The sequence below is a fragment of the Mesorhizobium sp. RSR565B genome (assembly GCF_054719465.1).
In genome coordinates, this window is sequence record NZ_JBTTIE010000001.1 from 2,095,929 (window position 1) to 2,116,243 (window position 20,315).

At 64.9% G+C, this 20,315-nt stretch carries 14 protein-coding genes; 8 read left to right on the forward strand and 6 right to left on the reverse strand.

Annotated features, from left to right (window positions below; all coding sequences use genetic code 11):
• Positions 1 to 83: 83 nt before the first annotated feature.
• The 8 genes from ahcY to ACYG9R_RS10105 all read left to right on the forward strand — a co-directional run bounded on the left by ahcY (position 84) and on the right by ACYG9R_RS10105 (position 14,114).
• Positions 84 to 1,484, forward strand: a complete 1,401-nt coding sequence (ahcY, locus tag ACYG9R_RS10070; protein ID WP_023681401.1) for an adenosylhomocysteinase — start codon at positions 84 to 86, stop codon at positions 1,482 to 1,484.
• Between the two features lie 308 nt (positions 1,485 to 1,792).
• Complete coding sequence (locus ACYG9R_RS10075; RefSeq protein ID WP_023672300.1) at positions 1,793 to 4,357, forward strand: sensor histidine kinase; 2,565 nt, start codon at positions 1,793 to 1,795, stop codon at positions 4,355 to 4,357.
• A gap of 8 nt (positions 4,358 to 4,365) precedes the next feature.
• Positions 4,366 to 5,877 carry a tRNA (adenosine(37)-N6)-threonylcarbamoyltransferase complex ATPase subunit type 1 TsaE gene (tsaE, locus tag ACYG9R_RS10080; RefSeq protein WP_023823990.1) on the forward strand — a complete coding sequence of 504 codons (1,512 nt, stop codon included), beginning with the start codon at positions 4,366 to 4,368 and terminating at the stop codon, positions 5,875 to 5,877.
• A 14-nt stretch (positions 5,878 to 5,891) separates the two neighbouring features.
• Positions 5,892 to 6,596 carry a nucleotidyltransferase family protein gene (locus tag ACYG9R_RS10085; RefSeq protein WP_027049083.1) on the forward strand — a complete coding sequence of 235 codons (705 nt, stop codon included), beginning with the start codon at positions 5,892 to 5,894 and terminating at the stop codon, positions 6,594 to 6,596.
• The gene (addB, locus tag ACYG9R_RS10090) at positions 6,593 to 9,730 is read left to right on the forward strand and encodes a double-strand break repair protein AddB (protein WP_023823991.1); all 3,138 of its coding nucleotides are present in this window, start codon (positions 6,593 to 6,595) and stop codon (positions 9,728 to 9,730) included. Before ACYG9R_RS10085 ends, addB begins: the two co-directional genes overlap by 4 nt.
• The gene (addA, locus tag ACYG9R_RS10095) at positions 9,727 to 13,245 is read left to right on the forward strand and encodes a double-strand break repair helicase AddA (protein ID WP_023823992.1); all 3,519 of its coding nucleotides are present in this window, start codon (positions 9,727 to 9,729) and stop codon (positions 13,243 to 13,245) included. The genes addB and addA overlap by 4 nt, the downstream gene beginning before the upstream one ends.
• Before the next feature lie 73 nt (positions 13,246 to 13,318).
• Positions 13,319 to 13,642, forward strand: coding sequence for a thioredoxin (trxA, locus tag ACYG9R_RS10100; protein WP_023672297.1), 324 nt, complete (start codon positions 13,319 to 13,321; stop codon positions 13,640 to 13,642).
• A 190-nt stretch (positions 13,643 to 13,832) separates the two neighbouring features.
• Entirely contained in the window at positions 13,833 to 14,114 is a 282-nt protein-coding gene (locus tag ACYG9R_RS10105) for a cupin domain-containing protein (protein ID WP_023681396.1), read from the forward strand.
• Between the two features lie 438 nt (positions 14,115 to 14,552).
• On the opposite strand, the gene ACYG9R_RS10110 is transcribed toward ACYG9R_RS10105, so the two are convergent.
• The 6 genes from ACYG9R_RS10110 to ACYG9R_RS10135 all read right to left on the reverse strand — a co-directional run bounded on the left by ACYG9R_RS10110 (position 14,553) and on the right by ACYG9R_RS10135 (position 20,257).
• Positions 14,553 to 14,972 carry a VOC family protein gene (locus ACYG9R_RS10110; protein ID WP_023823993.1) on the reverse strand — a complete coding sequence of 140 codons (420 nt, stop codon included), beginning with the start codon at positions 14,970 to 14,972 and terminating at the stop codon, positions 14,553 to 14,555.
• Positions 14,973 to 14,998: 26 nt separating this feature from the next.
• A complete protein-coding gene (locus ACYG9R_RS10115) occupies positions 14,999 to 16,324 on the reverse strand; it encodes a bifunctional folylpolyglutamate synthase/dihydrofolate synthase (protein WP_023672293.1) in 1,326 nt (441 codons plus the stop codon).
• A 62-nt stretch (positions 16,325 to 16,386) separates the two neighbouring features.
• The gene (gene accD / locus ACYG9R_RS10120; protein ID WP_023672292.1) at positions 16,387 to 17,313 is read right to left on the reverse strand and encodes an acetyl-CoA carboxylase, carboxyltransferase subunit beta; all 927 of its coding nucleotides are present in this window, start codon (positions 17,311 to 17,313) and stop codon (positions 16,387 to 16,389) included.
• Between the two features lie 101 nt (positions 17,314 to 17,414).
• A complete protein-coding gene (gene trpA, locus ACYG9R_RS10125; protein ID WP_023693067.1) occupies positions 17,415 to 18,254 on the reverse strand; it encodes a tryptophan synthase subunit alpha in 840 nt (279 codons plus the stop codon).
• 2 nt (positions 18,255 to 18,256) lie between these two features.
• On the reverse strand, positions 18,257 to 19,507 hold the full coding sequence (trpB, locus tag ACYG9R_RS10130; RefSeq protein WP_023681393.1) for a tryptophan synthase subunit beta: 1,251 nt from the start codon (positions 19,505 to 19,507) through the stop codon (positions 18,257 to 18,259).
• 90 nt (positions 19,508 to 19,597) lie between these two features.
• Complete coding sequence (locus ACYG9R_RS10135) at positions 19,598 to 20,257, reverse strand: phosphoribosylanthranilate isomerase (protein WP_023681392.1); 660 nt, start codon at positions 20,255 to 20,257, stop codon at positions 19,598 to 19,600.
• Positions 20,258 to 20,315: the final 58 nt, after the last annotated feature.

A 20,315-nucleotide genomic window follows, 5' to 3' on the forward strand; every position in this document is an offset into this window, starting at 1 on the left:
CTAGTCAGGCCGGCATTCCGCGCCCTTCGACGCGCCGTGTGGCGCAGGCGCATTCTGAAGACAAATCGCACCGGAGCACTGCCATGACAGGTAGCAAGGACTATGTGGTTGCCGACATCTCGCTTGCCGGCTGGGGCCGCAAGGAACTCGATATCGCCGAAACCGAAATGCCGGGCCTGATGGCCTGCCGCGAAGAATTCGGCGACAAGAAGCCGTTGAAAGGTGCGCGCATCACCGGCTCGCTGCACATGACCATCCAGACGGCGGTGCTGATCGAGACGCTGAAGGCGCTTGGCGCCGATATCCGCTGGGCCTCGTGCAACATCTTCTCGACCCAGGACCATGCGGCCGCGGCCATCGCCGAGGCCGGTATCCCGGTGTTCGCCGTCAAGGGCGAGTCGCTCGAGGAGTACTGGGACTATACCGACAGGATCTTCCAGTGGGCCGATGGCGGCCTCTCCAACATGATCCTCGATGATGGCGGCGACGCCACCATGTACATACTGATCGGCGCCCGCGCCGAAGCCGGCGAGGACGTGCTGTCCAACCCGCAGAGCGAGGAAGAGGAATACTTCTACGCCCAGGTCAAGAAGCGCCTGAAGGCCTCGCCCGGCTTCTTCACCAAGCAGAAGGAAGCCATTCGCGGCGTCACCGAAGAGACGACCACGGGTGTCAACCGGCTATACCAGCTGCAGAAGAAGGGTCTGCTGCCGTTCCCGGCGATCAACGTCAACGACTCGGTCACCAAGTCGAAGTTCGACAACAAATATGGCTGCAAGGAATCGCTGGTCGACGGCATCCGCCGCGGCACCGACACCATGATGGCCGGCAAGGTTGCGGTCGTCTGCGGCTATGGCGACGTCGGCAAGGGCTCGTCGGCTTCGCTCAAGGGCGCCGGCGCCCGCGTCAAGGTCACGGAAGTCGATCCGATCTGCGCGCTGCAGGCGGCGATGGACGGCTTTGAAGTCGTCACGCTGGAAGATGCCGCACCAACCGCCGACATCGTCATCACCACCACCGGCAACAAGGATGTCGTCACCCTCGACCACATGCGCTCGATGAAGGACATGGTGATCGTCGGCAATATCGGCCACTTCGACAATGAGATCCAGGTCGCGTCGCTGCGCAACCTGCAATGGACCAACGTCAAGCCGCAGGTCGACATGATAACCTTCCCGGACGGCAAGCGGATGATCCTGCTGTCCGAGGGGCGCCTGCTCAACCTCGGCAACGCGACCGGTCATCCGAGCTTCGTGATGTCGGCTTCGTTCACCAATCAGGTGCTGGCGCAGATCGAGCTCTACACCAAGCCCGGCCAGTACCAGAACCAGGTCTATGTGCTGCCCAAGCACCTCGACGAGAAGGTGGCGCGTCTGCATCTCGATAAGCTTGGAGCCCGCTTGACCGAACTTTCCGGCGAACAGGCCGCCTATATCGGCGTGACCCCGCAGGGTCCGTTCAAGCCGGAACACTACCGCTATTAGCCAAAGCGGCGTTTACCACTAGATATTGAAGCCGGGCGATTGACTTTTCGTCCGGCTTCTTTTTTGCGCGGATGATTCTTCACGCCGATTCCAGCACGCGCTATTGTGCTGATTCGTGGGCCGGGGACGAGGCTGGCGTACGCATCGAGAGCATGATTCGAACCGAAGGACCGCGTCAGCGAAAAGTGGGAAGCGGTTTTCGGAAAAGATCATGCTCTTTAGAAAAGAGTTAGGTCAGAAGGGCGTTTCCATCAAACGTGATCCTGATCTAGGCGGTCTTGCATTCAGGCGGCGAAGAGGACCAAGGCATGCCGGGGGAAAACCCGCCTCGCGCGGGATCGGCCGTTTCCGGCGGCCATGACGATTCCGATAGCAATGGCTCCGTCACGACAGGCGGTGGCCTGAAGAGGCGCGTCGGCGCCCGCACCGCCGGCTTTCTTGCCACCTCAGCTCTTGCCGGCCCGCTCACCTCGTTTGCCGCCCATGCCGAGCCGGCCATTGCGCAGAAGGCCGGACTGTCGGTCAGCGCGGTCGAAGTCATCCAGCTCGCCATGTTCGTCGGCGTCATGGGCGCGGCACTGGTCTCGGCCATCTTCCTGATCCGCGAAAGAGCCCGCACCTCGGCGCAGAATGTCGAACTCAGAGCCCGCATTGCCGACATCAATGCGGCGCTGCAGCGCTCCGAGGCGCTGCTCAATCTGCGTGACCAGCGCGTCATCGTCTGGGCGTCGGAGAACAAGAAGCCGGAGCTGATTGGCACGCTGCCGCTGGAAAGCGGTGCGCCGGACGACCGTGCAGCCTTCCTCGCCTTCGGCCGCTGGCTGATGCCGCGCTCGGCGGCGGCGCTCGAAAATGCCGTCGCTGGTCTGCGCGAGAAAGCGAAACCCTTTGATCTCGTGATCGAATCGCAGGCCGGGGCGCCGCTTGAAGTGCATGGCCGCAAGAGCGCCGCGCATGTGCTGGTGCGCTTCGTCTCGCTGTCGGAGACGCAGCGAAGCCAGGCCAGGCTGAAGATCGAGAACCAGCGGCTGGCCGCCGACTACGAGACGATGATCGGCCTGCTCGACGCCTTGCCGATGCCGGCCTGGCTGCGCGCCACCGACGGGCGGCTGAAATGGGTCAACCGTGCCTATGCCGGAGCGGTTGAGGCACCGAACGCCGAGACCGCGGTGCGCGAAGCCAAGGAATTCCTCGGCGCCCAGGCGCGCGAACAGATCGCCGCGCAGCACAAATCGCGCCCAATCTTCGAACAAACGCTGTCGACAGTGATCGAGGGCGACCGCCGCGTGTTCGCCGTCACCGACTTCGCCGGTGCCGACGGCTCGGCCGGCCTTGCCTGCGACACCAGCGCCACCGAAACCATTCGCGGCGAATATGAGCGCACGGTGCGCAGCCATGCCGACACGCTCGACCAGCTCAACACGGCGGTGGCGATCTTCGATGCCAACGAGAAGTTGCGCTTCTTCAACCAGGCGTTCCAGAAACTGTGGGGGCTGGACCCGGGCTTCCTGCACAGCGCGCCCGACAATGCGCTGCTGCTCGACCGGCTGCGCAGCGAAGGCAAGATCGCCGAGCAGCCGGAATGGCGGCGCTGGAAAGAAGGCCTGCTTGGTGCCTACCGCGCGGTGGAATCGCAAGAGCATTGGTGGCATCTGCCCGACGGCAAGACCATCCGCGTGGTGGCCAACCCGCAGCCGAAGGGCGGCGTGACCTGGGTGTTCGAGAACCTGACCGAGAAGATGGACCTGGAAAGCCGCTACCAGACGGCGGTGCGGGTCCAGGGCGAAACGCTCGACAATCTGGCCGAAGGCGTCGCCGTGTTCGGTCCCGATGGGCGGCTGCGCCTGTCGAACCCAGCCTTTGTCGCGCTGTGGGGACTGAGCCAGGATGTGATCAAGCCCAACGTCCATGTCTCGGCGATCCGCGATCTCAGCGACCAGCGCGCCGTCGACAGCCCGTGGGGCGGGTTCGTCGCCGCCATCACCGGTTTCGACGACGAGCGCCGCGACCGCCATGGCCAGACCGAACTGAAGAACGGCACAGTGCTCAGCTACGCCGTCATCCCGCTGCCCAACGGCCAGGTGATGATGACCTTTGTGGACGTCACCGACAGCGTCAATGTCGAGCGCGCGCTGAAGGACAAGAACGAAGCGCTGCAGAAATCCGACCAGCTGAAGAACGAGTTCGTGCAGCATGTCTCCTACGAGCTGCGCTCGCCGCTGACCAACATCATCGGCTTCACCGAGCTTCTGTCGCTGCCGGCGACCGGGCCGCTCAGCCCAAAGCAGCGCGAATATGTCGAGCATGTCGGCTCGTCATCCTCGGTGCTGCTCACCATCGTCAACGACATACTCGACCTCGCCACCGTCGACGCCGGCATCATGCAGCTCGACATTTCGGAAGTAAGCGTCGAGCGCACCATCGAGGCCGCGGCCGAACTGGTCGCCGACCGGCTGCAAGAGCATTCGATCAAGCTCCGGATCGACGCCGCTGCGGCGCCGAAGAGTTTTCACGGCGACGAGACCCGGGTTCGCCAGATCCTCTACAATCTGCTCAGCAACGCCGCCAATTACGCGCCGGAGGCGAGCACTATCACGCTTGCCTGCCGGCATTTGGAGCAAGGTGTGGAATTCTCCGTCCATGACAACGGCCCCGGCATGCCGCCGGACCTGCTCGATTCGGTGTTCCGCCGCTTCGAGCCGCGCACCAATGGCGGGCGCCGGCGCGGTGCGGGCTTAGGCCTGTCGATCGTCAAGAGCTTTGTCGAGCTGCACGGCGGCAGCGTGCGCATCGAGACCGGCAAGGACAAGGGCACCACCGTCATCTGCACCTTCCCCGATGCACCGTCGGGCATCCGCGCCGCGGCCGAGTAGCGCGCTCGATGACCGTTGTTGTGCTGGAGCGTTTTCTCGCCGACGAGGCTGCGACCGCAAGGCTCGGCGAGGACCTGGCCATGGCGCTGCGGCCGGGCGACGTGCTGGCGCTCAAGGGCGATCTCGGCGCCGGCAAGTCGACGCTGGCGCGGGCCCTGATCAGGGCGCTGGCCGACGATGCCGGCATCGATGTGCCGAGCCCTACCTTCACCTTGGTGCAAAGCTACGACACGCGCATCCCCGTGCACCATTTCGATCTCTATCGCCTGTCCTCGGCCGGCGAGATGGACGAGCTGGGTTTCGACGAGGCGCTGCTGCAGGGCGCTGCCCTTGTCGAGTGGCCGGAACGGGCGGAGGCCGCTCTGCCCAGGACGTCGATCTGGATCGAACTCGTCCATCAGGGCGAAGGCCGCCTGGCGAAACTATCGGGCCAAGGCGTTGCCTTCAAACGCGTGGCCCGATCGCTGGCGATGCGCGATTTCCTCAAAACGGCCGGTTGGGGCGACGCCGCGCGGCGCCATTTCGTCGGCGACGCCTCGGCGCGCTCCTATGAGATCGTCTCGCGCGCCGGCCTTGCGCCGCGCGTGCTGATGAATTCGCCGCGGCTGGTGCTGGGGCCGCCGGTGCGCGACGGCAAGCCCTATGCCGTGATCGCCCACACCGCGCAGTCGGTCACCGCCTTCGTCGCCATCGACAAGGCGCTGCTGGCGCAAGGTGTCAGTGTCCCAAAAATCCATGCCGAGGATCTCGAGCAAGGGTTTCTGCTGCTGGAGCATCTGGGCTCGGAAGGTTTTCTCGACGGCAATGGTGAGCCGGCGGCCGAGCGCTACACGGCAGCAGCCGAATTGCTGGCCATGATGCATGGCAAGACCTGGCTGCAGCGCATGGAAGCCGTCCCAGGCGTCTTCCACGAGGTGCCGCCCTTCGATCGCGACGCCATGCTGATCGAAGCCGATCTCTTGGTCGATTGGTATGTGCCGATGGTGACCGGCAGCCCGGCAAGCGAGGCTTTACGCGCCGGCTATCACAGGGAATGGAACGCGGTTCTCGATCGGCTGGACACACAGGAATACACGCTGATGCTGCGCGACTTCCATTCGCCCAACATCATCTGGCGCGGTGACCGCAAAGGCCACGACCGCCTCGGCATCGTCGACGTCCAGGACGCGCTGATGGGTCCGGCGGCCTATGACGTTGCGTCGCTGGCCATGGATGCCCGCGTCACCGTTTCGCCTGATATCGAGCAGCGGACCGTGGACGCCTATGTCGCTGCGCGCCACGCCGCCGGCGGCTTCGATGAGGACGCCTTCCGCGCGGCCTATGCGATCATGGCGGCGCAGCGCAATTCGAAGATCCTCGGCATTTTCGTGCGGCTCGAAAAGCGCGACGGCAAGCCCTATTATCTCCGACACCTGCCGCGCATCCGCGATTATCTCAGGCGGGCGCTGGCGCACCCGGCGCTGGCTCAGCTGAAGGAGTTTTACATGGCACATGGCCTGCTGGAGGAACGGCTCCCGTGACCTTGACCACAGCGATGGTGCTGGCGGCGGGTCTTGGCAAGCGCATGCGGCCGATCACCGACACCATGCCGAAGCCGCTGGTGCGGATCGCCGGCAGGACCTTGCTCGACTGGGGGCTGGACAGTCTCGAAGCGGCCGGCGTCGAGAAAGCCATCGTCAACGTGCACTATCTGCCGGACCAGATCGTCGCCCATATCGCCCACAGGCGGGCGCCAAAGATCGTCATTTCCGACGAGCGCGACGCACTGCTGAATTCGGCGGGTGGCATCGTCAAGGCATTGCCGCTGCTGGGCAGCGACCCCTTCTACATCATCAACGCCGATACGTTCTGGATCGACAGCGGCCAGCCCAGCCTCGAGCGCCTTGCCCTTGCATGGGACGGCGCGAAAATGGATATTCTGCTGATGCTTACCGATCTCGACTCGGCCACCGGACACGGTGTCGGCACGGATTTCCTGATGGCGCCGGATGGCGGCCTGCGGCGCTCGAAAGGCGATCCGGCCGGGTTGATCTATGCCGGAGCGGCAATCGTCAATCCCGCCATCTTCAGGGATGCGCCGGCCGGGGCGCATTCGCTCAACACCCATTTCGACAAGGCAATCGCCTCTGGCCGTCTGTTCGGCATGCAGATGCGCGGAAGCTGGATCACCGTCGGCACTCCCGACGCCATTCCGCAGGCGGAAGCGGCCGCCGCCGAAGCTCTCGCGAAGGTGGTATGAGCGGCGCGCGCCGCGTTCTTTCGATCCCGCCCGGAGCGCCATTCCTGCCGACTCTGGCCGAGGCCTTGCTGGCCGGACGGCTGGTGCCCGGCTTCCGGTTCGACGGCGATCCGCTGGCGCTGGCTGATGTCACCATCTATGTGCCGACACGGCGCGCGGCCCGTGCGCTGCGCGGCGCTTTTGTCGACGCGCTTTCGGGACCGGAGGGGAGCCGCCGTTCGGCGATCCTGCCGGTCATCCGCCCGCTCGGAGAGTTCGACGAGGACGAAGCCGCCTTCGACGCCGGCACGCCGACCGAGCTTGAAATGGCGCCGCCGATCGCAGCCATCGAACGCCTGCTGCTACTGGCGCCGCTGGTGCGGGCCTGGAAGCGCACCTTGCCGGCGCATGTCCTTGATATGTTCAACGAAGAGATCGTCGTGCCGGCCTCCGCCGCCGATGCGATCTGGCTGGCGCGTGACCTCGCCCGGCTGATGGACGAGATCGAAACCGAAGGCACGGACTGGACCAGGCTTGCCGATCTGGTCACCGGCAATCTTGCCGGATGGTGGCTTGTGACGCTCGATTTCCTCCGTATCGTCACCGAGGCCTGGCCGAAATTACTGGAGGAGCGCGACCGCTCCAACCCGGCCGCGCACCGCAATGCGCTGATCCGGCGCGAGGCGAAGCGGCTGGAACGCAACCCGCCCAAAGGCCCGGTGATCGCCGCCGGCTCGACGGGCTCTATTCCCGCCACGGCCGAACTGCTTGCCACGGTCGCCAGCCTGCCCAACGGCGCCGTGGTGCTGCCCGGGCTCGATGGGATGCTGGACGAACCGTCTTTTGCCGCGATTGGGGCGCCCGGTGCGCGGCCGGCACTGCTTGGCCACCCGCAATACGGCATGGCCAAGCTGATCGGCAAGATTGGCGTGCTGCGTGGCGATGTCGAGGAAGTGGTCTCCGCCGAGCCCGCACTGGCGCTCCGCGCGGCCCTTGTCGGCGAGGCGCTGCGGCCGGCCGAGACCACGGAATTATGGGCCGAGACCCGCATATGCTTCAACGCCGTAGACATCGCCGAGGCCTTCGCCGACGTGACGCTGGTCGAAGCCGCCAGCGAACGCGACGAGGCGGCGGCGATCGCCATCGCGCTGAAAACCGCCGTGGAACAGCCGGGGCACAGGGCAGCGCTCGTTACCGGCGACCGCGGGCTGGCGCGGCGCGTCTCGGCCGAGCTGTTGCGCTTCGGTGTGATCGCTGACGATTCCGGCGGCACGCCGCTCGCCAACACGCCTGCAGCCAGCCTGCTGCGGCTCACACTTCACGCGGTATTCCGGCCCGGCGATCCCGTCGGCCTTTTGTCGCTGCTCAAGCATCCGCTGCTCGGGCTCGGACTTGAGCGCACCGGCGTGCGCCATGCCGCCGAGCTCATCGAACTCGTGGCGCTGCGCGGCGGCACCGGACGCCCCGACATCGCCGCCTTGCCAGCACTGTTCGAGGAGCGTCTCGCCGGGCTGAGCGGGGACAAGCGCCAGCCCTTCTGGTTTTCGCGCCTGAGCGTGCGCGGCATCGACGATGCCCGCGATATGCTGAGCCGGCTTGTGACGGCACTGGCGCCGCTGACCGCCTTTCGCGGTGAAGAGAATGCCGATCTTGTCGCGTTGACCAGAGCGAGCGTCGCCGCGCTGGAAAATCTCGGCCGCACGGCGGAGGGCAGCCTGGCTGAATTTTATGCCGGCGACGCCGGCGAGAAACTCGCCGAGCTGCTGCGCGGTGTGGTCGCGGCCTCGGCGTCGTTCGACTTCCCGGCCGACGAATGGCCTGATGTGATGGACGCGCTGGTAGCACCGGAAACGGTCAAGCCCGGGCAAGGCACCGACCGCAACATCGCCATTTGGGGGGCGCTGGAAGCGCGGCTGCAGAATGTCGACACGATGGTCATTGGCGGGCTGAACGAGGGCGTGTGGCCACGCAAGCCGGAAAGCGATCGCTTCATGTCGCGGTTGATGAAGACCGGCATCGATCTCGAGCCGCCGGAGCGCCGTATCGGCCTTGCCGCCCACGACTTCCAGATGGCGATGGGGGCGAAAAAGGTGGTGCTGACGCGCTCCGCCCGAGCCGGCGACGCACCGGCGGTGCCGTCGCGCTGGCTGCAGCGCATCCTCACCTTCATCGGCAAGGATCCGGCGGCCGCATTGCGCGGGCGCGGCGACGAATTGCTTGCCTGGGCGCGCGCGCTCGATGCCGGCGAGCGGCAGCATTTCGCGCCGCGACCGCAGCCGAAACCGCCGCTGAGCATGCGGCCGCAGCATTTCTCGGTGACTGAGATCGAGACGCTGCGCCGCGACCCCTATGCAGTCTATGCCAAGCGTATTCTGAGCCTTCTGCCGCTCGAGCCGGTGATCCGCGACCCCGGCGCGGCCGAGCGCGGCACGCTGTTTCATGACATCCTGCATCTGTTCTCGACAGAGATAGCGGATCCCCGTGCGCCCGAAGCTCTGGAACGCCTCATCGCTGCCGGCCGGACCTGCTTTGCCGAGATCGCCCTGCCCGCCGATGTCGAGGCTGTGTGGTGGCCGCGCTTCGAAAAGCTTGCCGCCAACATCATCGAATGGGAGCGCGGCCGCGCTCCCGCCGTCGCTCGGCGGCATGCCGAGGAGCGCGCCGAAAAAACCGCTGTCGGCCGCACCGGCGTGACGCTGTCCGGCTATGCCGACCGCGTCGACCTTTTGGCCGGTGGCATGGCCGACATTCTCGACTACAAGACCGGCTCGTCCCCGTCCAAGGCGCAGGCCCACACGCTGCTGGCGCCACAGCTGGCGCTCGAAGGGGCGCTGCTCCGGCGCGGCGCCTTCAAGGGGCTTGGCGCGCGCGAGCCCTCCCAGCTTGCATTTGTGCGGCTGAAGCCGAATGGCGAAGTGTTCGAGGAATCCATCCTCGACTACAACCGCCAGCCCCGGACCGCCGAAGACCTCGCCGAGGAGGCCTGGGCGCGGCTGGAAAAGCTGCTGGTCCATTATGCCGATCCAACGACCGGCTACCTGTCGCGGGCGCTGCCGTTTCGCGAGGGCGAGAGCGATGGCGATTACGACCATCTGGCGCGCGTGCTCGAATGGTCGGCCGGCGGCGACAGCGATGACGAGGCGGGGGAGACATGAAAAAAGCCTATCCCATCCCCAGCGAAACCGCCGCCAGCCAGGCGCGCGCTTCCGACCCGAAGAACTCGGCCTGGGTGTCGGCCAATGCCGGCTCGGGCAAGACGCATGTGCTGGCCCAGCGCGTCATCCGGCTGCTGCTCAACGGCACCGATCCGTCGAAGATCCTGTGCCTGACCTATACGCGGGCGGCCGCCGCCAACATGTCGAACCGCGTGTTCTCGACCCTGTCGGAATGGACGGCGCTCGGCGATGCCGAGCTTGCCACAAAGATTGAGGCGGTGGACGGCCGCCGGCCCGACCGCGACACGATGCGGCGGGCGCGCCGGCTGTTTGCCGAAGCGCTGGAAACGCCGGGCGGGCTGAAAATCCAGACCATCCACGCCTTCTGCGAATCGGTGCTGCACCAGTTCCCGCTGGAGGCCAACATCCCGGCGCATTTCGAAATGCTCGATCCGCAGATGGAGGCCTCGCTGTTTGCCGGCGCCCGCCGCGACATGATTTCGGGCACGTCAGCCGGAGACGCCGGACTGGCCGAGGCCTTTGCCACCGTGCTGGAGCGCGGCGGCGAACACGGACTCGATGCGCTGCTCGCCGAAATCGTGCGCAAGCGCGACGGCTTACGCGGCTTCATCGATGCGGTCCGGCGCGACGGCGGCGGCTTTCAGGCCCTGTTCGACGAATTCCATTTTCGCCCCGGGCAGAGCGCCGAAGACATAGCGGCATCGGTATGGCCGCTGCCGGGTTTCCTGCCGGACTTCTTTGCAGTGTTCGCCAGTGCCGCCGAGGCCACCGACGCCCGCACCGTGCTCAACAATCTCTTGCCCTATGCCCGCTTGGCCTTTGCCGAGACGGACCCGACCCGCCGGCTGCAGATGCTCGGCAAAGCCTTTCTCAAGGCCGATGGCGACCCCTATGATCCCTCAAAGTTGTTCAAGAAGGCGCTGCTCGGCCGGCTGCCCGACCTTCCCGAGCGCTATCTGGCGGCCGTCAAGGCGATAACAGACGTCTCCGACCGGCTGGCGCTGTTCCGGATGCTGGTAGGCACGGTCGCGGCGTTGACCATAGCCGACTGGCTGATCGTGCGGTACGAGCGCCTGAAGCGCAGCCGCGGCTTTCTCGACTTCAACGACCTCATCACCCGCACCGTCAACCTTCTGGCGCGGCCGGATGCCGGACCCTGGGTGCAGTACAAGCTCGACCAGGGTATCGACCACATCCTGCTCGACGAGGCGCAGGACACCAGCCCCGACCAATGGGAGGTGGTGAAGCGGCTGGCGGAGGAGTTCTTTGCCGGCCACGGCCAGCGCGGCACGACCAATCGCACGGTGTTCGCCGTCGGCGACGAAAAGCAGTCGATCTATTCCTTTCAGGGTGCCGCGCCGGATTCCTTCGCCGACAGCCGGCTCTTGTTTTCCGGACGCGTGAACGCCGCCAATGCTTCGTTTGCCGACCTGAAACTGACCTGGTCGTTCCGGTCGACCGACGACGTGCTTGCCGCCGTCGACCGCGTCTTTGCCGATCCGGGCGTGCGGCGCGGCATCAGCCATGACCCCGATCCGCTCGACCACAAGGCGATCCGCAACGACGCGCCTGGCTATGTCGAGGTCTGGCCGTCGCTCGGCGCTGACGCCGTCGAGGAGCCCGACGACTGGACGTTGCCGGTCAATCATGCCAGCGCGCCGGCTGTGCGGGTGGCCGAGCACGTGGCTGCGACCATCCAGACCTGGCTCAAGGACCGCGAGATCATCGAGGGCAAGGGACGCAGGCTGAGGGCCGGCGACATTCTTGTGCTGGTGCGCAAGCGCGACCGCTTCGTCCATGCGCTGTCGCGCGCGCTGAAGGACCGCGATATTCCCGTCGCCGGCGCCGACCGGCTGAGCCTGCCCGGCCACATCGCGGTCAAGGACCTGATCGCACTCGGCCATTTCCTCATCCAGCCGCAGGATGACCTGTCGCTCGCCGCCGTGCTGCGCAGCCCGGTTTTCGACGTGTCGGAGGAGACGCTTTTTACGCTTGGCGCCGGACGGCCAGCCGGAACATCGCTGATCGCCTCATTACGCCAGCATGCTGGCGACAATACCGCGCTGACCGATGTCGTTGCCCGGCTCGACGGCTGGGCCAACGAGGCGGCGTTCCGGCCGGTGTTCGAATTCTACGCCGGGGTGCTGGCGCGCGACGGCCTGCGCAAGAAGATGATCGCCCGGCTCGGCCCGGAGGCCGGCGATATTCTCGACGAGTTCCTGAGCTTCTGTCTGGCCGAAGAACGCACCGGCTTGCCGGGGCTGGAGGCTTTCCTGGCGACGCTGGAAAACACCGGCCCGGAGATCAAGCGCGAGATGGACCAGACGCGCGACGAGGTCCGCGTCATGACCGTGCATGCCGCCAAGGGCCTGGAAGCGCCTGTTGTCTTCCTGGTCGATGGCGGTTCGGCGCCGTTCAGCGACCAGCATCTGCCGCGGCTCATGCCGTTCGACGCTTCGGGCCGCAATTTCGACGGCAAGGGCTATCTCTGGCGCTCAGCCGCCGATGTCGCCAACGGCTTCTCAAAGGCAGCCTCGGCCAGGGCGCGGGAGCTTGCCGACGACGAATACCGGCGGCTGCTCTATGTCGGCATGACACGCGCCGAGGACCGGTTGATCGTCTGCGGCTATCACGGCAAGCGTCAGCCCAGCACCGGCACCTGGCATTCGATCGTCAGCCGCGCGCTGACAGGTGCACCCGAAAGCACCGAGCGCCGCCACCCCGCCAGCAGCGGGCCGGTGCATCGTTTCGTCATGACCAAGCTTCCGCCGGTGGCGCAGGCGGCAGCCGACGAGTCGCGGCTGCCGCAACAGGTGCTGCCGCTGCCGGTGGGCTTGTTCCGGCCCTTGCCGCCTTACGAAGATCTGCCGCGCCCGCTGTCGCCGTCCGGCGCGTCGGCGCTGATCGACGAGGGCAAGGAAGCTGTTGTCGATACCCGCTCGCCGGTGCTGGACGGCGAGGCGGAGCCGGGCTTTGCGGTGATGCGCGGGCTGGCGCTGCACAAATTGCTGCAGATGCTGCCCGGCTTCCCCGAGGATGAACGGCAAGCTGTGGCGTTGCGATATCTCAACCGTGCCGGCGCCGACTGGCCCAAGGCCGAGCGTAACAAGGCGCTGGCCTCGGTGATGGCGATCTTTGGGGATGTGCGCTTTGCCGAGCTGTTCTCACCCAGTTCCCGCGCCGAGGTGGCGGTGATGGGTAGCCTCGAAGTCAAAGGCAGATTGCGCTCGATCTCGGGCAAGATCGATCGGCTGGCGGTGATGCCCGAGCGCGTATCGATCGTCGACTACAAGACCAACCGGCCGGCGCCAGCCTCGCTGGCGCAGGTGCCGCCGGCCTATGTCCTGCAGCTGGCGCTCTACCGCGCGCTGCTCGAGCCGCTTTACCCCGGCCGCGTGGTGACGGCGGCGCTGCTGTTCACCGAGGCGCCGAGGCTGATCGAACTCCCGGCGCAGGCGATGGACGACGCCCTTGCCCGACTCACGGGAGCGTGACACAAGTTCTGCTTGAAGAAGGGCAGCTCAACCACCACATTTGGTGCGAGATAAGTTTCGAAAGGATTTTCGCATGGCCACCGTCAAGGTCGACAAGAGCAATTTCCAGGCCGATGTGCTCAACGCCTCGCAGCCCGTCGTCGTGGATTTCTGGGCCGAATGGTGCGGCCCCTGCAAGATGATCGGTCCGTCGCTGGAAGAGATCGCCAATGAGCTCGGCGACAAGATCAAGATCGCCAAGCTGAACATCGACGAGAACCCCGAGCTTGCCGCCCAGTTCGGCGTGCGCTCGATCCCGACGCTGATGATCTTCAAGGGCGGCGAAGTCGCCGACATGAAGGTCGGCGCCGCGCCGAAGACCGCGCTGTCGCACTGGATCAATGGCAGCCTCGCCTGATCTGGCTTTGTTTTGATGCATGTCGTCCTCCCAAAACCGGGACCACTTTTGGGCGACCTGCATTAGTTCCCGAGATCGAAGCCCGGCCCTCGCGCCGGGCTTTTTCTTTGGCGTCATCGCCCGGCCGCCTCTGGCCCTCGCATCGGCGCACTCCATGTCATCTGCTTGAGGCAGGACAGGGAGAAACAGAATGACCGGATCCGCCAAGGCCACCGTCTTCATCGACAATGAGCGCGTCATCGTCACCGAATACCGCTTCCAGCCCGGCGACAACACCGGCTGGCACCGGCATGGCCATGACTACGTCGTGGTGCCGCTGATGGACGGCAAGGTGAAGCTGGTGACCAAGGACGGCGAGAGTTTTGCTGAAATGAAGAAGGGCGCGCCCTACTTCCGCAAGGAAGGCGTCGAGCACGACGTCATCAGCGCCAATGACGGCGAATACGCCTTCATCGAGATCGAGCTGAAATAGGCCTCAGACTGGTGCCGCGGCCGCCGATGTCTATTTAGTTTGAGCCACGGTTTTTTTGGCCTGCCTAGGCTTGCCGGGCTTCCGTCCGGTCGCGGGCTTCAGGACCTGCCCATATCCCTCTATAGCGCCCGTATACACACGATAGAGAAACGTCTCTCGGCTTACGAAATACGCGACACTGGGCTGGCCGGATGCATCATTGGGGCGCGTCGGTCTGTGGGCCACTCGAACAATTGGGTGCGGTGGCTCGATGGCTCCCGGTAACATCACATGATCGCCGACCCGCGGAGCATATTCAAATATCAGCTCCTCCGGCGGGTCGTTGTCGACGGTAACAAGACACTTCACAACCATTCGAGCTTGCCTCCATGCTTCGCCAAGCATATCGGGGCTTCTGCCCGAGGGGCAACCGCCCGATAGATTCCCCGGGCCAAAATACTACCAGTCGGCGATGCGATCCCCGCCGGTGAATTGCGCGCTTTTTGCGGTGTATTCGAACAGCTCGATCTTCACGCCGTTGGGGTCGCGGATCCAGGCCTGAAACGTGTCGTCGCAGGCATGCTTCTTGGCCGTGATATCAATGCCTTTCGACTTGATGTGGGCGATCGCCGCATCGATGTTTTCCACCTCAAGGCAGAAATGGTTGATCTGGTTGAGCTCGCTATGGCTGGTGCCGTCCTTCTGGAACACCTCGACATGGCTGCGATCGCCGCAATTGAGGTAGAAGCCGAACACCTTTCCGTGGCGCAGGAAGTTGAACTGCGTGTCGAGGCCGAGCACGTCGCGGTAGAAGGCCCGCGTCGCTTCCAGATCATGCGCGAAGATGCAGACATGGGCGAGTTGCTTGACCTTGATCATGATGGGCTCCTCGCAGTGAAATGGCTTCAGGTTGGCGGCGTGCCGTTTTCGGCCAGCACCGCGCCGGCGAGATATAACGACCCCCCGATCAGGATGCGTGGCGCCGGCCCGTCCCAGGTGTCGCGCAGCAGCATCAGCGCACTGGCGACGGAACTGACCGGTTCGGCCGTGAGGCCGGCTTCGGTCGCCCGCACCGCCAGCTCGTCATTCGGCACGCCGGCATCGCTCATGCTCACCGGCACGGTGTAGACGTGCCGAGCCAGGCCCTTGAAGGCGTGGAAGTAGCCGCTCTGGTCCTTGGTGTTGATCATGCCGGAGATCAGAAACAGCGGCCGCGGGTTCTTTTCCTCCTGCTCGGCCAGCGCCTCGGCAATGACCATGCCGGCGCCCGGATTGTGGCCGCCGTCGAGCCAGATGTCGGCGCCCTTGGGCGCCAGCTCCATCAGCCGGCCCTGTACCAGTTTCTGCATGCGGCCCGGCCATGCGACGCTCGCCATCGCCTTCTCAGTGGCGCGATGACTGATTTCGAAACCGGTGGCCTTGACGGCGGCAATCGCTGCCGCCGCATTGGCGAACTGGTGGCGCCCGGGCAGGCGCGGTGGCGGCAGGTCCATCAGCCCGTCCTCATCCTGATAGACCATGCGGCCGTTTTCCTCGAAGGCGAGAAAATCCTGGCCGTAGACGAAGGTCGGGCAATCCAGCCGCTCGGCGGTTTCGATCAGCACTTGCAGCGCCGTCTCGCTCTCCTGCGCGCCGATGACCACCGGGCAGCCGCGCTTCATGATGCCGGCCTTTTCGGCGGCGATCAGTTCGACCCGGTCGCCGAGATAGGCTTCGTGATCCATCGACACCGGCATGATCACCGACACCGCCGGCCGGGCAACGACATTGGTGGCGTCGAAGCGGCCGCCAAGGCCGACCTCGATGATGGCGGCGGCAGCCGGATGCTCGGAAAACAGGATGAAGGTGACGGCGGTTAGGATTTCGAAGACGGTGATCTTCTGGCCGGCATTGGCCCGGGCGACGCGGGCGATGGCCTCGGCGAAGGTCTCGTCGTCGACCAGCCGGCCGCCGCCCTCGGCCGCCAGCCGGTAGCGCTCGGCCCAGTTCACCAGATGCGGCGAAGTGTGGACATGGACAAGGTGGCCGCCGGCTTCGAGCAGCGCGCGCGAAAAGGCCGCGCACGAGCCCTTACCGTTGGTGCCGGCGATATGGATGACCGGCGGCAGCCGCTCCTGCGGATTGCCGAGGCGTTCGAGCAGCCTTGTGATGCGGTCGAGCGAAAGGTCGAAGCCTTTCGGATGCAGCGCCATCAGGGCTTCGATTTCACGATCTGCGGCAAGCGTTGTCATGAGCGAATCCTACGCATGCGCGCAGGTGCACGCAATCGCGGTTTGCGGCCAGAAATGTCGCGTCAGGCTTGCGGGCGGGCTTCCGTCGGGATGACCGACGGCGGCAGGATTTCCGGCTCCAGCGGCTTTTGCTCCTGCGGCAGTTTGAGCAGGATTTTCAACAGCCGTGAAATCGTCTCGCGCAGTTCCAGCCGCGACACCACCATATCGACCATGCCGTGCTCCATCAGATATTCGGAGCGCTGGAAACCGTCCGGCAGTTTCTCCCGGATGGTCTGCTCGATGACGCGCGGGCCGGCAAAGCCGATCAGCGCGCCGGGCTCGGCAATGTGGACGTCTCCCAGCATGGCGTAGGAGGCGGTAACGCCGCCGGTGGTCGGGTTGGTCAAGACGACGATGTATGGCAGGCCGGCTTCCTTCAGCCGGTCGACGCCGATCGTCGTGCGCGGTAACTGCATCAGGGACAGAATGCCTTCCTGCATGCGCGCGCCACCGGAGGCGGCAAACAGGATCAGCGGCCGCTTGCGCTGCAAGGCGACCTCGAAACCGTGCACAATGGCGTCACCCGCGGCCATGCCGAGCGAGCCGCCCATGAAGGCGAAATCCTGCACCGTCACCACAACCGGCAGGCCTTTGACCGTGCCCAGCGCGTTGATGATGGCGTCTTCCAGGCCGGTCTTGGCCTTGGCGTCCTTCAGCCGGTCCGTGTAGCGCTTCTCGTCGCGGAACTTGAGCGGGTCCTGCATGACCTTGGGGTTCTCAAGCTGCTCGTATTTGCCGTCGTCGAGGAAGAATTTCAGCCGTTCCTTGGCCGAAATCTTCATGTGATGGCCCGATGACGGGATGACGAACTGGTTGGATTCCAGGTCCTTGTGAAACACCATCTCGCCGGTCTCGGGATCCTTGATCCAGAGATTCTCGGGCATGTCGGTGCGCCGACCGAGCATCGAATTGATCCTCGGGCGAACGTAATTGGTGATCCAGTTCATCGCTTCGGCTCCTGTCCTGACGAAGAGTTGGCTCGTGCATGTCGCCCAAAAGTGGGAACCGGTTTTGGGATAACGACTTGCACAAGGCCTAAGTAGGGAAACTATTCGGCAGCAGCAAGGCGGGCCGAACGCACGCCCTGAGACAGTCCGCTGACCAGGGTGGCGACGGCCTCGGCCGGGTCGGCGGTCTTCTCGCCCTTCGGTCCCAACACATTGGCGACCGCGTTGACGATCGCGGTGCCGACGACGACGCCATCGGCATTGGCGCCGATAATGCGCGCCTGCTCGGCGGTCTTGACGCCGAAGCCGACGCAGACCGGCAGATTGGTGTGGCCCTTGATGCGCTTGACCGCGGCGGCAACCTTGCCGGTGTCGGCCAAAGCCGAGCCGGTGATGCCGGTCATCGACACGTAATAGACGAAGCCCGACGTATTCTGCAGCACCTTGGGCAGGCGCTTGTCGTCGGTGGTCGGCGTTGCCAAGCGGATGAAGTTGATGCCGGCCTTCAGCGCCGGAATGCAGAGTTCTTCGTCCATCTCCGGTGGCAGGTCGACGACGATCAGCCCGTCAATGCCGCTGGCGATGGCGTCCTTGAGGAAGCGATCGACACCGTAGATGTAGATCGGGTTGTAGTAGCCCATCAGCACGATCGGCGTTTCATTGTCGGTGGCGCGGAAATCAGCCGCCGTCTTCAGCGTCTTGACCAGGGTCTGGCCACCTTTCAGCGCCCGCAGGCCAGCGGCCTGGATCGCCGGTCCATCGGCCATCGGATCGGAAAACGGCATGCCCATTTCAATGATGTCGGCGCCGGCCTTGGGCAGCGCCTTCATGATCGACAAAGCGGTGTCATAGTCGGGGTCGCCGCTCATGAAATAGGTGACGAGCGCCGGGCGGCCCTCGGCTTTCAGTTTTGCCATGCGGCGGTCGATGCGGGTCACCATGATCAGATCTCCATGCCCAGCATCGAGGCCACTGTGTGCACATCCTTGTCGCCGCGTCCCGACAGGTTGACGATGACGATCTGGTCCTTGTCCATATCAGGCACGATCTTCACCGCATGCGCGATGGCGTGGGCGGATTCCAGCGCCGGGATGATGCCTTCGACGCGCGTCGTCAGCTTGAAGGCTTCCAGCGCCTCGTCGTCGAGGATCGGCACATATTCGACGCGGCCGGAATCGCGCAGCCAGGAATGTTCGGGGCCGACGCCGGGATAGTCGAGGCCGGCTGAGATCGAATGGCCGTCGAGGATCTGGCCGTCGGCGTTCTGCAAGAGATAGGTGCGGTTGCCGTGCAGCACGCCGGGCGCGCCGGCATTCATCGAGGCGCAATGCTCGATGCCGTCAAGGCCGCGGCCGCCGGCTTCGATGCCGATGATGCGGACTTCTTTGTCATCCAGGAACGGATGGAACAGGCCGATGGCGTTCGAGCCGCCGCCGACAGCCGCGATGATGGTGTCGGGTAGCCGGCCTTCCTGTTCGAGGATCTGGGCGCGCGCCTCGATGCCGATCACCGACTGGAAGTCGCGCACCAGCTCCGGATAGGGATGCGGGCCGGCGGCAGTGCCGATCAGGTAATAAGTGTCCTCGACATTGGTGACCCAGTCGCGCAACGCTTCGTTCATGGCGTCCTTCAGCGTGCCGTGACCGGCGGTCACCGGCCGCACTTCGGCGCCGAGCAGCTTCATGCGGAAGACGTTGGGGCTTTGGCGGGCGACATCGGTGGCGCCCATATAAACGACGCAGGGAAAGCCGAAGCGCGCCGCGACCGTGGCCGCGGCAACGCCGTGCTGACCAGCGCCCGTCTCGGCGATGATGCGCTTCTTGCCCATGCGCTTGGCGAGCAGGATCTGGCCGAGGCAGTTGTTGATCTTGTGCGAACCGGTGTGGTTCAAATCCTCGCGCTTGAAGTAGACTTTGGCGCCGCCCCCGAGGCCCTTCGCCGAGGAAACCTCACGAAGGTGTTTTGTGAGCCCTTCGGCGAAATACAGCTTTGATGGCCGACCGGCATAATGGGTCGACAGGTCGGTCAGTTCGGCCTTGAAGTCCGGATCGTTCTTGACCTCGTTCCAGTGCCGTTCGAGGTCGAGGATCAGCGGCATCAGCGTCTCGGCCACGAAGCGGCCCCCGAAGATGCCGAACATGCCCTGTTCGTCGGGTCCCGTGCGGAAGGAATTGGGTGTCGCCGGCTTGTTCATCGCCGATCTCCTGGTCTTGGTTCTGAGCATGTCTTATCGGAAAACCGGTTCCCACTTCTCCGGAACATGCTCGGGTTCGAAAGAAGTGCCTCAGGCAGCGCGGTCGTCGCGCGCGGCCCTGACGGCCCGGAAGAACTGCTCGATCAGCGCCGGATCCTTGACGCCCGGGCCGCTTTCCACCCCCGACGAAATGTCTATCGCGGGCGGATTGGCTGATATCAGGGCGTCGCCGATATTGGCGGCGTTGAGCCCACCGGAAAGCATGTAATCGAGCCCGGCGTCAAGGCCGGCCAGGATGCGCCAGTCAAAGGCGACGCCATTGCCGCCCGGAAGTTGCGAGCCCTTTGGTGGCTTGGCATCGAACATGAAGCGATCGGCAACGCCGATGAACGGCTTTAGCCGCTCGAGATCGGCTACCTCACTGACGGAGAACACCTTCATGACAGGCAGGCCGTAGCGAGCTTTCACCTCGGCCACCCGCTCGGGCGTCTCCGTGCCGTGCAACTGCAGCATGTCGGGGCGCATCTTTGCGACGATCTCATCCAGGAACGCGTCATCGGCATCGACCGTCACGGCGACCGCCCTGGCCTTGCCGATTGCCGCCTCGCGCAGGCGGCCGGCTGCCGCAGGCTCGACATAGCGCGGGCTTTTAGCAAAGAAGATGAAGCCGACATGGCTGGCGCCGCCGGCCAGGGCCGCGGCCATTGCCTCATCGGTCTTCAATCCACAGATCTTGATATCGAGCGCCATGGCGCGGGGCTTGGCACGAAACCGGCCAAGAGTCGAGAAAAAGCATGCTGTTTGCCGG

Bases quoted from the DNA above. Each gene is read 5' to 3' on its own strand.
- trpA (WP_023693067.1), bottom strand. From the start codon at position 18,254: ATGGTGACCCGCATCGACCGCCGCATGGCAAAACTGAAAGCCGAGGGC.
- ahcY (WP_023681401.1), top strand. From the start codon at position 84: ATGACAGGTAGCAAGGACTATGTGGTTGCCGACATCTCGCTTGCCGGC.
- accD (WP_023672292.1), bottom strand. From the start codon at position 17,313: ATGAACTGGATCACCAATTACGTTCGCCCGAGGATCAATTCGATGCTC.
- ACYG9R_RS10075 (WP_023672300.1), top strand. From the start codon at position 1,793: ATGCCGGGGGAAAACCCGCCTCGCGCGGGATCGGCCGTTTCCGGCGGC.
- trxA (WP_023672297.1), top strand. From the start codon at position 13,319: ATGGCCACCGTCAAGGTCGACAAGAGCAATTTCCAGGCCGATGTGCTC.
- tsaE (WP_023823990.1), top strand. From the start codon at position 4,366: ATGACCGTTGTTGTGCTGGAGCGTTTTCTCGCCGACGAGGCTGCGACC.
- trpB (WP_023681393.1), bottom strand. From the start codon at position 19,507: ATGAACAAGCCGGCGACACCCAATTCCTTCCGCACGGGACCCGACGAA.
- ACYG9R_RS10115 (WP_023672293.1), bottom strand. From the start codon at position 16,324: ATGACAACGCTTGCCGCAGATCGTGAAATCGAAGCCCTGATGGCGCTG.
- ACYG9R_RS10085 (WP_027049083.1), top strand. From the start codon at position 5,892: ATGGTGCTGGCGGCGGGTCTTGGCAAGCGCATGCGGCCGATCACCGAC.
- ACYG9R_RS10135 (WP_023681392.1), bottom strand. From the start codon at position 20,257: ATGGCGCTCGATATCAAGATCTGTGGATTGAAGACCGATGAGGCAATG.
- ACYG9R_RS10105 (WP_023681396.1), top strand. From the start codon at position 13,833: ATGACCGGATCCGCCAAGGCCACCGTCTTCATCGACAATGAGCGCGTC.
- addB (WP_023823991.1), top strand. From the start codon at position 6,593: ATGAGCGGCGCGCGCCGCGTTCTTTCGATCCCGCCCGGAGCGCCATTC.
- ACYG9R_RS10110 (WP_023823993.1), bottom strand. From the start codon at position 14,972: ATGATCAAGGTCAAGCAACTCGCCCATGTCTGCATCTTCGCGCATGAT.
- addA (WP_023823992.1), top strand. From the start codon at position 9,727: ATGAAAAAAGCCTATCCCATCCCCAGCGAAACCGCCGCCAGCCAGGCG.